The sequence below is a fragment of the Leclercia sp. 29361 genome (assembly GCF_011290365.1).
In the GTDB taxonomy this organism is placed as follows: domain Bacteria; phylum Pseudomonadota; class Gammaproteobacteria; order Enterobacterales; family Enterobacteriaceae; genus Enterobacter; species Enterobacter tamurae.
Map to the genome: position 1 here is coordinate 1188419 of NZ_CP049786.1, position 14095 is coordinate 1202513.

The following is a 14095-nucleotide window of genomic DNA, read 5'->3' on the forward strand; positions in this document are numbered from 1 at the left end:
GCGCGTGGCTTCAACTCAGCCCTGTAAAATTTTGTCCATCATCCGGCCGGGCAGCAGGCGCTTCAGCAGGCCGACGGCATGGGTCACCAGGGTGACCGGATAACGCATTTTAGGGTTTTTGCTCTCAAAAGCATGGCGCACTTTGGCGACTACCGCCTCCGGGCCGAGCGTAAAACGTGCGGCAATACCCGGGTTTTCCACCGGCTTGTCGGCCTGGGTCTGATTGACGTTGTCGGTAAAACGGGTGCGGATGGGGCCGGGCTCAATCAGGCTCACCTTAATGCCGCTGTGGCGCAACTCCATGCGCAGCGCATCCGACCAGGCTTCCAGGGCGTATTTGCTGGCGGCGTAAGCCCCGCGTCCCGGCGTGGAGATCAGCCCCATCACCGAGGAGGTCATCACGATCCGCCCTTCGCCGTGCGGCAGCATGGCGGGCAGCAGACGCATGGTGAGCTGGTGGACGCCAAAAAAGTTGGCGGAAAATTGCTGTTCAAGCTGCTGGCGGGTGACGGTCTGCAGCGGACCGTAAACGCCGAAACCGGCATTATTAAACAGCCCGTACAGACGATTATGGGTGAGGGCAATCACCTCTTCGGCGGCGCGCTCAATGCTGTCGGTACAATCCAGATCCAGCAATACGCCGGTAAAACCCATCCCGTTCATCCGTTCAACGTCTTCGGGTTTGCGGCAGGCGGCCAGCACCCAGAATCCCTGACGCTTCAGTTCAAGGGCGCTTTCAAGGCCAATTCCGCTGGAACATCCTGTTATTAAGACCGATTTTTGCATAACTTTACCTGTCAGGATCTCCGCTGAATTACGAGTCATGTTTAACTAAGGGAGCCAGCCGGGTTGCCATCCAGTCGGCAATAAACGGCTGTGCGTCCCGATTGGGGTGAATACCGTCATCCTGCATCCACTGCGGTTTCAGGTAGACCTCTTCCATAAAAAAGGGCAGCAGCGGAACATCGAACTCTTTGGCAAGCTTCGGATATATCGCGCTGAAGGCTTCATTATACCGACGACCGTAGTTGGCGGGCAGACGAATTTGCATCAACAGCGGCTGGGCATTGGCGGCGCGGATATCCTGCAAAATTTTGCGCAGGGTCTGTTCGGTCTGTTGAGGCTGGAAGCCGCGCAGACCGTCATTGCCGCCGAGTTCCACCAGCACCCAGCGCGGCTGATGCTGTTTCAGCAGGGCAGGCAGGCGCGAGAGCCCCTGTTGCGAGGTATCGCCGCTGATGCTGCCGTTGATAACGGTCGTTTTAGTCTGCCATTTATCGTTCAGCAGCGCAGGCCAGGCGGCACTGGCCGCCATCCGGTAGCCCGCGCTGAGGCTGTCGCCCAGAATTAATAACGTGTCCGCCGCCGCGGCGCGAAATGTCATCAGAATCAGAATCAGAAACAGGAAGGGCAAATGCCAGCGGAAAACATTGTTGAAGTTCATCATCTTAAGAAGTCCGTGGGTCAGGGTGAGCACGAGCTTTCCATCCTTACCGGAGTTGAACTCATTGTCAAACGCGGGCAGAGCATCGCCCTGATTGGTGAGTCGGGTTCCGGCAAATCCACCCTGCTGGCGATCCTTGCCGGTCTGGATGACGGCAGCAGCGGTGAGGTCAACCTGGTCGGGCAACCGCTGCATGCGCTTGATGAAGAGGCGCGCGCCGCCCTGCGCGCGAAGCACATAGGCTTTGTTTTCCAGTCGTTTATGTTGATCCCCACTCTCAATGCGCTGGAGAACGTCGAGCTGCCGGGGCTGCTGCGCGGCGAAAGTACCGGCCAGAGCCGGGCAGGAGCCAAAGCGCTGCTGGAGCAGCTGGGGCTGGGCAAACGCCTCGATCACCTTCCGGCGCAACTTTCCGGCGGGGAGCAGCAGCGCGTGGCGCTGGCCCGGGCATTTAACGGCCGCCCGGACGTGCTCTTTGCCGATGAACCTACCGGCAACCTCGATCGCCAGACCGGGGATAAAATTGCCGATCTGCTCTTTTCCCTGAACCGCGAGCACGGCACCACGCTGATCCTCGTCACCCATGACCCCCAGCTGGCGGCCCGCTGCGATCGTCGCTTGCGTTTGGTGAACGGTGAATTGCGGGAGGAAGCATGATTGCCCGCTGGTTCTGGCGCGAATGGCGCTCCCCCTCGCTGCTCATCGTCTGGCTGGCGTTAAGCCTGGCGGTGGCCTGCGTGCTGGCCCTCGGCAGCGTCAGCGATCGGATGGAAAAGGGGCTCAGCCAGCAGAGCCGTGAGTTTATGGCCGGGGACCGGACGCTGCGCAGCTCCCGCGAGGTGCCGCAGGCGTGGCTTGATGAGGCGAGAAAAGCGGGACTGAAGGTCAGCGAGCAGCTGAGCTTCCAGACCATGACCTTTGCCGCCGACACCCCGCAGCTGGCGAGCGTAAAGGCCGTCGATAATCTCTATCCGCTGTACGGCGATTTGCAGACCACCCCGCCGGGCCTGAAACCGGCCCCGGGCACGGTGCTGCTGGCCTCGCGTCTGATGGCGCTGCTGAATTTAAAAACCGGTGACAGCATCGACGTCGGCGATGCCACCCTGAAAATTGCCGGGGAGGTGGTTCAGGAACCCGATTCCGGATTTAACCCCTTCCAGATGGCGCCGCGCCTGCTGATGAACACCGCGGATGTGGCCAACACCGGGGCGGTACAGCCCGGGAGTCGCGTCACCTGGCGCATTAAGTTTGGCGGCACGCCCGCACAATTAGCGAGTTACGAGAAGTGGCTCCTGCCGCAGCTGAAGCCGGAGCATCGCTGGTCCGGGATGGAGCAGGAGGAGGGCGCGCTCGGCAAGTCGCTGGAGCGATCCCAGCAGTTCCTGCTGCTCTCGGCGCTGCTGACCCTGCTGCTGGCGGTAGCGGCGGTGGCGGTGGCGATGGGCCACTACTGCCGCAGCCGCTACGACCTGGTGGCGATCCTCAAAACCCTGGGAGCGGGCCGGGCGCAGCTGCGCAAGCTGATCGTCGGCCAGTGGCTGATGGTGCTTGCCCTCTCTGCCATCACCGGCGGGGCAATGGGGCTGCTGTTTGAAAAAGTACTGATGGTGCTGCTCAAGCCGGTGCTGCCTGCCGCCCTGCCACCTGCCAGCCTCTGGCCGTGGCTGTGGGCCATCGGGGCGATGATCGTTATCTCCCTGCTGGTGGGGCTGCGCCCGTATCGCCTGCTGCTGGCAACCCAGCCCCTGCGCGTCCTGCGTCGGGATGTGGTCGCCAGCGTCTGGCCGCTTAAGTTTTACCTGCCGGTTATTGTCGCGGTAGTGGTGGCGCTGCTCGCCTGGCTGATGGGCGGCAGCATGCTGCTGTGGGCGGTACTGGCCGGGGCGGTAGTGCTGGCGCTGCTGTGCGGCGTGCTGGGCTGGATGCTGCTCAGCGTTCTGAAAGGGCTGACGGTGAAATCCCTGCCGGTGCGTCTGGCGGTGAACCGCCTGCTGCGCCAGCCGTGGTCGACCCTCAGCCAGCTGTCGGCGTTTTCGCTGTCGTTCATGCTGCTGGCGCTGCTGCTGGTGCTGCGCGGCGACCTGCTGGATCGCTGGCAACAGCAACTCCCGCCAGAGAGCCCGAACTATTTCCTGATCAACATCGCTCCGGAGCAGATCGCGCCGCTGAAAGAATTCCTCGCGGAGCACCAGATTATCCCGGAGTCGTACTACCCCATCGTGCGGGCGCGTCTGACTCAGATTAACGGCCAGACGACCGAGGGCAACAAGGATGAATCGCTTAACCGCGAACTCAATCTGACCTGGCAGGATAAACGCCCGGACCATAACCCGATCACCGCCGGCAGCTGGCCGCCGAAAGCGGGGGAGGTGTCGATGGAGGAGGGGCTGGCGAAACGCCTCAACGTCGGGCTGGGGGATACGGTGACCTTCACCGGCGATACCCAGGACTTCAGCGCTAAGGTCACCAGCCTGCGCAAGGTTGACTGGGAGAGCCTGCGACCGAACTTCTTCTTTATCTTCCCGGTCGGAGCGCTGGACGGGCAGCCCCAGAGCTGGCTGACCAGCTTCCGCTGGGAGAACGGCAACGGCATGCTCACGCAGCTTAACCGCGAGTTCCCGACCATCAGCCTGCTGGATATCGGCGCGATCCTTAAACAGGTCGGGCAGGTGCTGGAGCAGGTGAGCCGGGCGCTGGAGGTCATGGTGGTACTGGTGACGATTTGCGGCGTGCTGTTGCTGCTGGCTCAGGTGCAGGTCGGGATGCGTCAGCGTCATCAGGAGCTGGTGGTCTACCGCACCCTGGGGGCGGGCAAAAAGCTGCTGCGCACTACCCTGTGGAGCGAGTTTGCCCTGCTGGGGCTGGTGGCTGGCCTGGTGGCGGCCATTGGGGCTGAAACCGCGCTGGCGGTGCTGCAGACCCGGGTGTTCGACTTCCCGTGGGAGCCGGACTGGCGGCTGTGGGTGATCCTGCCGCTCTGCGGGGCGGTGATGCTCTCGCTATGCGGTGGCTGGCTGGGTGCTCGTTTACTGAAAGGCAAAGCTCTGTTCCGTCAGTTCTCCGGTTAATTCCCCTCCGCAATCATTACGCGCCGGTTAATATACCGGCGCATTCCACTTAAGTAGCATAAAAAGATAATTCCTTGGGTTTTAGTGGCACAAATCATTAAAAACCGGGCAACACGGACGGATTAATCCTGGTTAATATTCACCTGTTAAATAAATGGCAGTGTGTCTATCAAGGAAAAATAATGACCATAACTAAAAAAGCGCTGGCGGTAACGATCGGCGCAGCAGTGGCGTTGGCGTCTTTTGCATCCCAGGCTGAAATCACCGTACTGAAACAAGATCCGCAGGCGGGCGACCCGCTGAGCCGTCTGAATTTCACCGTGGGCGGCAGTATCCGTCCTCAGTTCCAGAACATGACTGGCGACGACGGCAAGAACAGCTACAAGCGTAACGGCTTTGACGGCGGCAGCCGCTTCCGTTTCGCAGCAGATTACTACCTTTTTGATGACATCAGCTGGATCAGCTATTACGAGCTGGGCGTGAACATTCCGGCCCAGTTCAACTGGGACAATCACCATGCCGACGGCGCGCACGACACCTCCCGCCGTATGCTCTACACCGGCCTGAAAAGCGACACCTGGGGTACTCTGACCTTCGGCCAGCAGAACAGCGTTTACTATGATGTGGTGGGCGCGAAAACCGATATCTGGGACTACGACATGATCGGCCAGGCACCGGGTAACGGCATCAACGGCGACTACGACGGCTCTTACCGTTCACGCCAGATGCTGAAGTACAAGAAAACCCTCGGCGATGCGGACATCTACGCCTCTTACCTGTTCGAAGACAGCGAATATCTGCCGGGCAACGGCCTGCGTTACAAGCGTAAAGGCGGCGGCTCGCTGGGTGTGGATTATCGTCTGACCACCGACCTGACCTGGGGCGCGGCCTGGAACTACACCCGTGCCGACATGCGTAACCCGGATAACGGCGACAGCAAGTCCTGGGATCAGAACATCCTCGGTACCGCGCTGAGCTGGACCCCGGACAACTGGACCTTCTCCGCAGGCGGCGGCTGGTATCAGAACTTTATGACCAGCAAAAAAGTGTCAGTAAATGACTACTTCGCGGGCGATGCGTGGGGGATTGAGTACTTTGCGGGCTATAAATTCCCGATTGGCCAGTATGCGGTGAAATCCATCCAGCCTTACTTCATGGGCGATCGCATTGAAACCATGAATGGCCGCAACTACCAGCGCATCGACAACGGCGTGGGTATCAGCTTCCAGCTGGATTACGGTTTCCGTGTGGATTATGAGCACGTGTTCACCTCCAGCACCGACGATCTGGGCGATATGAACCTGGTGCGTCTGCGTTACGACTTCTAACCCTCACCCTAACCCTCTCCCTGAAAGGGAGAGGGGATAGTCGGGTAGAATATGTAGGCCGGATAAGCGTTAGCGCATCCGGCTTTTTTCAACGACTCAGCCAGCCAGCTACATCCTCAAACGTCCCGCGATAAACAATCTTGTCCGCCTTCTTCTCCAGCTGAAAGCGATACATCGGGTCGTAATAATCATTCAGCAGCGGTGCCAGCCAGCTAAAGTGCGCTTCGGTATCACCTGTGCGCTGTTGCGCGACGAGCGCGCTATCCAGCAGGGCGGTTAATTCAGCAAAACGCTGTAATCCCAGCCGACGGCGGATGGCAAACAGACCGTGGTGCAGGTACTCACCGTACTCAATCCAGCCCGCCTCTTCGCCCCGCGCAGTGCGAAAAGCCTGCCACATCTGCTCGAAATACTCTTCCTGCAGACGCTCCAGGCGCACCTCGAACGGATCTTCCACCACCGCAATCGGCGACTGCACCATGCGGTCACGCAGGCACTCCGGCAGATGGTTAGAGCCAATCATCCGTCCCTCGTCTTCCAGCACCCAGCGCGCGGCGTCTTTCTTTAACAGCTCCACCGCGAGATGGTTTTCAAAGCTGGCCTGCGAAAGCTGCGGCGTCAGCGTGCGGCCAAACGACGAACCGCGATGGTGCGCCAGCCCTTCGAGGTCAATCCCGTCAGGCCGGGCCTTCACCAGCAGCGTTTTGCCGCTGCCGGTACAGCCGCCAATCAGCACGGTCGGTTTTTGCACCTGCTCGACGGTAGCCTGTATTGCCGCCTGGCGCAGGGCTTTGTAGCCCCCGCGGATCAGCGGGTAATCGACGCCAGCCTCTTTTAGCCACGCCTGCACGATATGCGAGCGCTGCCCGCCCCGGGCGCAACAGAGATAGCCCTGGGGTTGCGCGAGGCAGGCGGTGCGCCAGGCCTCGAGGCGCTGATTGCGCGTCTCGCCGCTCACCAGCCGATGGCCGAGCGCAAGCGCCGCCTCCGGCCCCTGGCGTTTATAGCAGGTGCCCACGGCGGCGCGTTCGTCGTCATTCATTAACGGCAGGTTGATAGCCGCAGGCATGGCGCCCTGGGCAAATTCCACGGGGGCACGCACGTCAATTACTGGCGTGTCGGAAGTAAGAATGGCGCGGTAGTCCGTCCCATCGTTCATAAGGATCCCTCAAAACAGCGATGGGCAGGATTTTACGCCGGGGAAGGGGAATAGCAACTCCCCGGCGGTGGGGCTTAGCTCAGCGTGGACTGCGCCCAGGCGATACCGCTGGCGTACTCCGGCGGCAGCAAAGGCACAATGGCGTCGAGCGTTGCGCTCAGGCGAGAAATATCGCTGTCGTTCAGGTTGAGGTGGCCGACTTTGCGCCCCGGACGAACCTCTTTGTCATACCAGTGCAGATGCACCAAGGGCAGATTCAGCCAGTCGTAGTTCAGATCGGTACCGATCAGGTTGATCATCACCGACGGGCTGTTGACCACCGGCTGCGGCAGCGGCAACCCGGTAATGGCGCGCAGGTGCAGCTCAAACTGGTTGATGGAGGCACCGTTTTGCGTCCAGTGGCCGCTGTTATGCACGCGCGGGGCCAGCTCGTTGATCAGCAGGCCATCCGGGGTGACAAAGCACTCCATCGCCATTACGCCGACGTAGCCCAGCTCCTGCATAATCGCCGAGAGCATACCTTCGGCCTGCGCCTGCTGAGCCGCATTGGCCTGCGGGAAGACCACGCTGGTGCGCAGAATGCCGTCCTGATGCAGGTTGTGGGTCAGGGGATAAAAGACCGTGCTGCCGTCGTGGCCGCGGGCACCTACCAGCGACACTTCGCCGCTGAAGTTAATCCCCTGCTCAACGATGCACTCGCCGTAGCACTCATCCGGCAACTGGTCGGTTTCACCGTCGCGCAGACGCCACTGGCCGCGTCCGTCGTAGCCGCCGACGCGGCGCTTGACGATTGCCAGCTCACCCAGAGTGGCAAACACGCCGGACCACTGGCCTTTCTCGGTCAGCAACTGCCACGGCGCGGTGGCAAGGTGCAGATCGTCGAACAGCTGCTTTTGCGTCAGACGGTCGGCGATGATCGGGAAGACATCGCGGTTAACGAAGGCGTTATGGCGAGCCAGCTCCCGGGTGAGGGCAGTTTCCGGCCAGCGCTCAATCTCTGCGGTAATGACGCTCTGCTGGAAGGGCACGGCTTCGGGTTCATCGTCCAGCCCGACCGGCCAGACGGCGATCCCCAGTGGTTCACCGGCCTGACGCAGCATGCGGCCTAACTGACCGTTACCGAGGACGCAAACCTGTTTCATGCCGCACCTCGCGGGTCCGGGTTCTCCAGTACCTCGTCGGTCTGGGCGGTACGCCACGCGACCAGGCGCTGATGCAGTTCTTTATCATGAGTGGCGAGGATCTGTGCGGCAAGCAGAGCAGCGTTAGCGGCACCGGCTTTACCAATCGCCAGTGTCCCCACCGGAATGCCGCGCGGCATCTGCACGATGGAGTAGAGGCTATCGACGCCGCTCAGGGCAGCGCTTTGTACCGGGACGCCGAGCACCGGCACCAGGGTTTTGGCGGCAATCATGCCGGGCAGATGCGCGGCCCCGCCGGCACCGGCAATAATCACCTGATAGCCGTTCTCTTCTGCGCCTTCGGCGAAGCTGAACAGTTTATCGGGGGTGCGGTGTGCGGAGACCACTTCAACGTGGTGAGGAACGTTCAGGATGTCAAAGATTTCGGCGGCGAACTGCATGGTAGCCCAGTCGCTTTTGGACCCCATCACGATGGCGACACGCGCCGGATTATTGCTGGAAGACATGCGTCTTAAAACTCCTGTGGTGCTCAATTCTCGGCTTTTGAGGTGACAGAGAATAGCACGATAGCCAGGCAAGGAAAACGGTTGCGCGGCTAAAACTTCTGCCAACGTCCATCTGTTGCAGGAACAAAAAAACCGCCTTTCGGCGGTCTTTTCACAGGAGGCTTACGCCATCGTTACAGGAGATTGCCTGCGGTCAGGTTCTCTTTGTCGAAGGCATGGTTCACATCAATATGATTCTGCTGGAACCTGGTGTCGATATTCGACCCGGCCTCCGGCATGGAGACGTAATGCTCTGCAGCCATTGCGCCAGATGACAGTGAAGCGGCCAGCAGCAGGGCGCTGACGATGCTGATATTTTTCATTCTCTTTTCCTTCTTCATCGTATTATCGCTGTCGCTGGGCTCTTATCTGGCGGCACGGCAATCAGTTAAATTATTTAGTCAGTTCAGCGGTCATGTGCACGCGGTTGTCGAACTGGGCGCTGGTGATTTTGTACGCGGCGCCTTCTTTAGCGGCCTGGGCGGCAATTTGCGCTTCGGCACGGTCCAGGGTAGAGGCGGTAGCGCTGACGCTCTGAGCGAAAGAACCGAAAGAGATCAGAGAAAGTGCGGCAACTGCAACGAAAGTTTTGATGGATTTCATGGTCGTATTCCTTAAATGATTTTGTTTGGGGTAGGGCGTTGTTGCCCTGATGTGAGTAATCATAGGCCGACCAGAGTGTGATTAAAATCAAAACAATTTGCCGATACTATTCAAAAAAATTGAATGATTTTCAGGCGGGTGAATTCAGAACGGGAAAGCGATCAGCTCCACGCCTTCGGGCGTGACCTTGATCATCGAGCCTTCGGTGTGCCAGGCCCCTAACACCACGCGGTGAGCGGGCCCGCCGTTGACGGTCAGATCGTGCACGTCCGGGCGATGGGTATGGCCGTGGATCAGCCACTGCACCTGATGTTTCTCCATCACGCTGACGACCGCCTGCGGATTGACGTCCATGATGGTCATCGATTTGCTGCTGTTGGCGGCTTTACTGCCGGCGCGCATCTTCGCCGCAATGCGGCTGCGGATAAACAGCGGCAGGGCGAGAAACAGGGTCTGGATCCAGGGGGTATGCACTTTGGCGCGGAACGCCAGATAGCCGGTATCGTCGGTGCAGAGGGTGTCGCCATGCATAATCAGCACGCGGCGGCCATACAGGTCGAGGACGGTCTCTTCCGCCAGCAGGGTCATGCCGCTTTCACGGGCAAAGCGCTTGCCGATCAGAAAGTCGCGGTTGCCATGGATAAAGAAGCAGGGGACGCCGGAATCAACCAGCGTTTTAAGCGCACTCGCTATTTCGCGGTGCAGCGGGTTGGGATCGTCATCGCCAATCCAGGCTTCGAACAGATCCCCGAGGATGTAAAGCGCATCGGCATGCCGGGCTTCACCCTGTAAAAAACGCAGAAAACCGGCGGTGATCGCCGGTTCTTCTGTTTGCAGATGCAGATCTGCAATAAAGAGTGTCGCCACGAATTATTCGCTGACGGTCACGCTTGTGATCACTACGTCTTCTTTTGGAACGTCCTGGTGCATACCGCTGCGGCCGGTAGAAACGCCTTTGATCTTCTCAACAACGTCCATGCCTTCAACCACTTCTGCGAACACGCAGTAGCCCCAACCCTGCAGGCTTTCGCCGGAGAAGTTCAGGAAGTCGTTGTCTGCCACGTTGATGAAGAACTGCGCGGTTGCAGAGTGCGGAGCCTGAGTACGGGCCATTGCCAGCGTACCACGGGTGTTTTTCAGACCGTTGTTGGCTTCGTTTTTGATCGCCGCTTTGGTCTCTTTCTGGTTCATGCCAGGCTCAAAACCGCCGCCCTGAATCATGAAACCGTTAATAACACGGTGGAAAATGGTGTTGTTGTAGAAACCTTCGCGGCAGTAGTCCAGGAAGTTTTTAACTGTTTCAGGCGCTTTGTCATCAAAGGTCTTGATTACGATATCGCCATGATTAGTGTGGAAAGTAACCATTTTTGCATCCTGTTCCGTTTATAGTGGTGCTTCGACCCCGCGGGGGGCCACAATAAGCGCTTGTTATAGCATAACCTCACGGCGCGATCACCTTGCATTGTGTGCTGCTTCGCGTTTGAATTACGGGTACACGCCTCATCCTTTAAGCTGCCTCATCGTTGGCTGCGTTCAGAAACCCCGGTCACATAGTTATCTATGCTCCCGGGGATTTCTTCGCTTGCCGCCTTGATGCAACTTAAATGATTTTGCGTGTAGAATATGCCGTTTTCACCCACACACGTCTCACATGGAATCTTCGATGTTAAAAATCTTCAACACACTGACGCGCCAAAAAGAGGAATTCAAACCTATTCATGCCGGGGAAGTCGGCATGTACGTGTGTGGTATTACCGTTTACGATCTCTGCCATATCGGCCATGGCCGTACCTTCGTCGCCTTCGACGTGGTGTCACGCTATTTGCGTTTCCTCGGGTACAACCTTAAGTATGTACGCAATATCACCGATATCGACGACAAAATTATCAAGCGTGCTAACGAGAACGGTGAAAACTTCGTCGCGTTAGTCGATCGCATGATTGCCGAAATGCACAAGGATTTTGATGCGCTGAATATCCTGCGCCCGGACCTCGAGCCGCGTGCCACGCACCATATCCCTGAGATCATTGAGATCACCGAACAGCTGATTGCCAAAGGTCACGCCTACGTGGCGGACAACGGCGACGTGATGTTCGACGTCCCGACCGATCCGCACTACGGCCAGCTCTCCCGTCAGGACCTGGATCAGCTCCAGGCCGGGGCGCGCGTGGACGTGGTGGACGTGAAGCGTAACCCGATGGATTTCGTGCTGTGGAAGATGTCCAAAGAGGGCGAGCCAAGCTGGCCATCGCCGTGGGGCGCGGGCCGTCCAGGCTGGCATATCGAATGTTCGGCCATGAACTGCAAACAGCTGGGTAACCACTTCGACATTCACGGCGGCGGTTCAGACCTGATGTTCCCGCACCATGAAAACGAAATCGCCCAGTCCACCTGCGCCCACGACGGCGAGTATGTGAACTACTGGATGCACTCCGGGATGGTGATGATTGACCGCGAGAAGATGTCCAAATCGCTGGGCAACTTCTTCACCGTGCGCGACGTGCTGAAGTATTACGATGCCGAAACTATCCGCTACTTCCTGATGTCTGGCCACTATCGCAGCCAGCTGAACTACAGCGAAGAGAACCTCAAGCAGGCGCGTTCCGCCCTGGAGCGTCTGTACACCGCCCTGCGCGGAACCGACACTTCCGTAGCGGCGGCCGGTGGCGAGGCGTTCGAAGCCCGTTTTGTCGAGGCGATGAACGACGACTTCAACACCCCGGAAGCCTACTCGGCGCTGTTTGATATGGCCCGTGAAGTGAACCGCCTGAAAGGCGAAGATGCCCATGCCGCTAACGCGCTGGCCTCCCATATGCGTAAGCTGGCTGGCGTGCTGGGTCTGCTGGAGCAGGTGCCGGAACTGTTCCTCCAGAGCGGTGCTCAGGCGGATGATGGCGAAGTGGCGGAGATTGAAGCGCTGATCAAAGCCCGTCTGGAAGCCCGTCAGGCGAAAGACTGGGCCGCAGCCGATGCCGCGCGTAACCGTCTCACCGAGATGGGGATCATCCTTGAAGATGGCCCGCAGGGCACCACCTGGCGCCGTAAATAACCCCTCACCCTAACCCTCACCCCATAGGGGAGAGGGAATAGAACGTAGGCCGGGTAAGCGCAGCGCCACCCGGCTTTTCTTTTACCGCCGTTTCCACCACAACAACCCCATCAGCACCACTCCCGGCAACCACACCCACAGCAGTTCCGAAAGAATCACCTGATGCCCGTAAGGCGTGGTGTAGCGCGACAGCGCAAAGGGCGCGACCTTGATCACCTGCCAGGGCGCAAAGAAGCGTTCATCCGACCACGGCCACAGCCAGCCGACCCCTTTCCCACCCGTCGTCACCGAGTCCAGCAGGCTGTGTGACAGCAGCGATACCGTTAAAAACAGCCAGCAGCGTATCAGGCCGGCCCTGAACCATCGTCGGGCGACTAACGCGCAGAGTAACGGCACCACAAAAGCGAACAGCAGGGAGTGGGTAAAGCCGCGATGACCAAAAATATTGCCGTAGGCGACGCCGAACTTAAACGACAGCACGTCGGCATCCGGCAGCATGGCGAGGACAATCCCGGCAAACAGCAGGCGAGGGGGAATAACCCGGGTGCCCAGCCCTAAGCCCAGGCAAATCGGTACCGCGGCGTGGGTAATGATGGTTGGCATAACAATTATCCATGGCAAATCATGGAAATATAGCAGAGCGCGGCTAAACGCAGAGCCGGGCGTAAATCTGAATTACGCCGACTCCCGGGCGATCAGCTGTCCCGACAGGGTAATGCGCTGGGTTTGCAGTTCAGGCTCTTTCAGCTTGCGGATCATCAGCCCCGCTGCCTGACGGCCCGTCTCTTCGCTGGCGGAGGAGACATAGGTAAAGGACGGCGAGGTAAGGTTGACGTGCAGCATATCCTCAAACCCTACCAGCGCCACCTGCTGGGTCAAAAACACATCTTTGCCGACCGTGCGGCCCACGTGGTGAATACCCGAGATGGAGCCGATCATCGCATCCGGCGAGTGGCAGAGCAGGGCGGTGATGGTGTTGTTTTTCTCCAGCAGCTGCCGGGTGGCGAAACTCACCGCCCGCGTATCGTCGCTGCAGGCGGGAGCGGATTCATCCCGGAACACCAGCCCGTTTTGCGTCATCGCGCTGCGAAAACCGAGCAGACGCTGTTCGCGGATCAGATCGCCTTCCCTGCCGCCGAGGTAGGCGATATGGCGATGGCCGCGCTCAATCAGATAGCGGGTGGCCAGATGCGCCGCCTGGCGGTTATCGCGCATCACCAGATTGCAGTTTTCATCCAGCAGCGACTGCGACACCGCCACCAGCGGCAGCGGACACTGACGGATTAACGCCGGAAGCGCAGCATGGCGAGTGTCAGACGCCAGATAGATCACCCCGGCAACGCCCTGCTGCTTAAAAGAGAGCAGGCAGCGCTCAAGATGTTCGCCATCGTTCAGCGGCTGGCCGAGAAAAACCATATAACCCTGCTTCTCCAGCTCCTGGACGATGCTCGCCATCACCTTGATGGAAAAGCTGTCGCTGAAGTCGCGCAGGATCAGACCGATAAGATTAGAGGTGTTGGCGCGGAGGTTGGCAGCGGCGACGTTATGCACGTAGCCCAGGGCGGTGATGGCGGCGTTGACTTTGTCGATCGTCGCCTCGGAGATCTTTCCTTTCTGACGCAAAACCAGCGAGACGGTGGAGACGGAAACCCCTGCCTCTCTGGCGACATCAATGATGCTGACCTTCTTCACATCTTCTCCCTGAAATGCCTGATAAGACAACGTCTCCCGTAAGATACAGGAGACGTGTCGGTCAG

Annotated in this window: 15 protein-coding genes; 4 read left to right on the top strand and 11 right to left on the bottom strand. The window is 59.1% G+C overall.

Annotated elements, in window-relative coordinates:
* Positions 1 to 15: 15 nt before the first annotated feature.
* Both G7090_RS05555 and tesA read right to left on the bottom strand, forming a co-directional pair.
* Positions 16 to 825, bottom strand: a complete 810-nt coding sequence (locus tag G7090_RS05555) for an SDR family oxidoreductase (protein ID WP_166181762.1) — start codon at positions 823 to 825, stop codon at positions 16 to 18.
* The gene (gene tesA / locus G7090_RS05560; protein WP_166181763.1) at positions 815 to 1447 is read right to left on the bottom strand and encodes a multifunctional acyl-CoA thioesterase I/protease I/lysophospholipase L1; all 633 of its coding nucleotides are present in this window, start codon (positions 1445 to 1447) and stop codon (positions 815 to 817) included. The genes G7090_RS05555 and tesA overlap by 11 nt, the downstream gene beginning before the upstream one ends.
* On the opposite strand from tesA, the gene ybbA reads away from it, so the two are divergent.
* From ybbA to G7090_RS05575, 3 genes are all read left to right on the top strand, one after another.
* Entirely contained in the window at positions 1415 to 2101 is a 687-nt protein-coding gene (gene ybbA / locus G7090_RS05565) for a putative ABC transporter ATP-binding protein YbbA (RefSeq protein WP_166181764.1), read from the top strand. The genes tesA and ybbA overlap by 33 nt on opposite strands.
* Positions 2098 to 4512 carry a putative ABC transporter permease subunit YbbP gene (ybbP, locus tag G7090_RS05570; RefSeq protein WP_106992217.1) on the top strand — a complete coding sequence of 805 codons (2415 nt, stop codon included), beginning with the start codon at positions 2098 to 2100 and terminating at the stop codon, positions 4510 to 4512. Before ybbA ends, ybbP begins: the two co-directional genes overlap by 4 nt.
* Before the next feature lie 182 nt (positions 4513 to 4694).
* On the top strand, positions 4695 to 5840 hold the full coding sequence (locus G7090_RS05575; RefSeq protein WP_166181765.1) for a porin: 1146 nt from the start codon (positions 4695 to 4697) through the stop codon (positions 5838 to 5840).
* 88 nt (positions 5841 to 5928) lie between these two features.
* Here the strand turns inward: G7090_RS05575 and mnmH are convergent, their stop codons facing one another.
* From mnmH to ppiB, 7 genes are all read right to left on the bottom strand, one after another.
* Entirely contained in the window at positions 5929 to 6999 is a 1071-nt protein-coding gene (gene mnmH, locus G7090_RS05580) for a tRNA 2-selenouridine(34) synthase MnmH (RefSeq protein ID WP_166181766.1), read from the bottom strand.
* Between the two features lie 74 nt (positions 7000 to 7073).
* A complete protein-coding gene (purK, locus tag G7090_RS05585) occupies positions 7074 to 8141 on the bottom strand; it encodes a 5-(carboxyamino)imidazole ribonucleotide synthase (RefSeq protein ID WP_166181767.1) in 1068 nt (355 codons plus the stop codon).
* Complete coding sequence (gene purE, locus G7090_RS05590; RefSeq protein ID WP_032616904.1) at positions 8138 to 8647, bottom strand: 5-(carboxyamino)imidazole ribonucleotide mutase; 510 nt, start codon at positions 8645 to 8647, stop codon at positions 8138 to 8140. Before purE ends, purK begins: the two co-directional genes overlap by 4 nt.
* 173 nt (positions 8648 to 8820) lie before the next feature.
* Complete coding sequence (locus tag G7090_RS05595) at positions 8821 to 9009, bottom strand: hypothetical protein (RefSeq protein ID WP_166181768.1); 189 nt, start codon at positions 9007 to 9009, stop codon at positions 8821 to 8823.
* A 70-nt stretch (positions 9010 to 9079) separates the two neighbouring features.
* Positions 9080 to 9289 carry a YdgH/BhsA/McbA-like domain containing protein gene (locus tag G7090_RS05600; RefSeq protein WP_106992222.1) on the bottom strand — a complete coding sequence of 70 codons (210 nt, stop codon included), beginning with the start codon at positions 9287 to 9289 and terminating at the stop codon, positions 9080 to 9082.
* Between the two features lie 144 nt (positions 9290 to 9433).
* On the bottom strand, positions 9434 to 10156 hold the full coding sequence (gene lpxH, locus G7090_RS05605; RefSeq protein ID WP_166181769.1) for a UDP-2,3-diacylglucosamine diphosphatase: 723 nt from the start codon (positions 10154 to 10156) through the stop codon (positions 9434 to 9436).
* A 3-nt stretch (positions 10157 to 10159) separates the two neighbouring features.
* The gene (gene ppiB / locus G7090_RS05610) at positions 10160 to 10654 is read right to left on the bottom strand and encodes a peptidylprolyl isomerase B (protein WP_106992224.1); all 495 of its coding nucleotides are present in this window, start codon (positions 10652 to 10654) and stop codon (positions 10160 to 10162) included.
* A 298-nt stretch (positions 10655 to 10952) separates the two neighbouring features.
* Between ppiB and cysS the strand changes: the two genes are divergently transcribed.
* Positions 10953 to 12338 (top strand): cysteine--tRNA ligase, encoded by a 1386-nt coding sequence (cysS, locus tag G7090_RS05615; protein WP_166181770.1) that lies wholly within the window; start codon positions 10953 to 10955, stop codon positions 12336 to 12338.
* 81 nt (positions 12339 to 12419) lie between these two features.
* Here cysS and G7090_RS05620 read toward each other — a convergent pair whose 3' ends face one another.
* Both G7090_RS05620 and malI read right to left on the bottom strand, forming a co-directional pair.
* Entirely contained in the window at positions 12420 to 12941 is a 522-nt protein-coding gene (locus G7090_RS05620; RefSeq protein ID WP_166181771.1) for a metal-dependent hydrolase, read from the bottom strand.
* Between the two features lie 72 nt (positions 12942 to 13013).
* A complete protein-coding gene (gene malI / locus G7090_RS05625; RefSeq protein WP_166181772.1) occupies positions 13014 to 14030 on the bottom strand; it encodes a Mal regulon transcriptional regulator MalI in 1017 nt (338 codons plus the stop codon).
* Positions 14031 to 14095 lie beyond the last annotated feature (65 nt).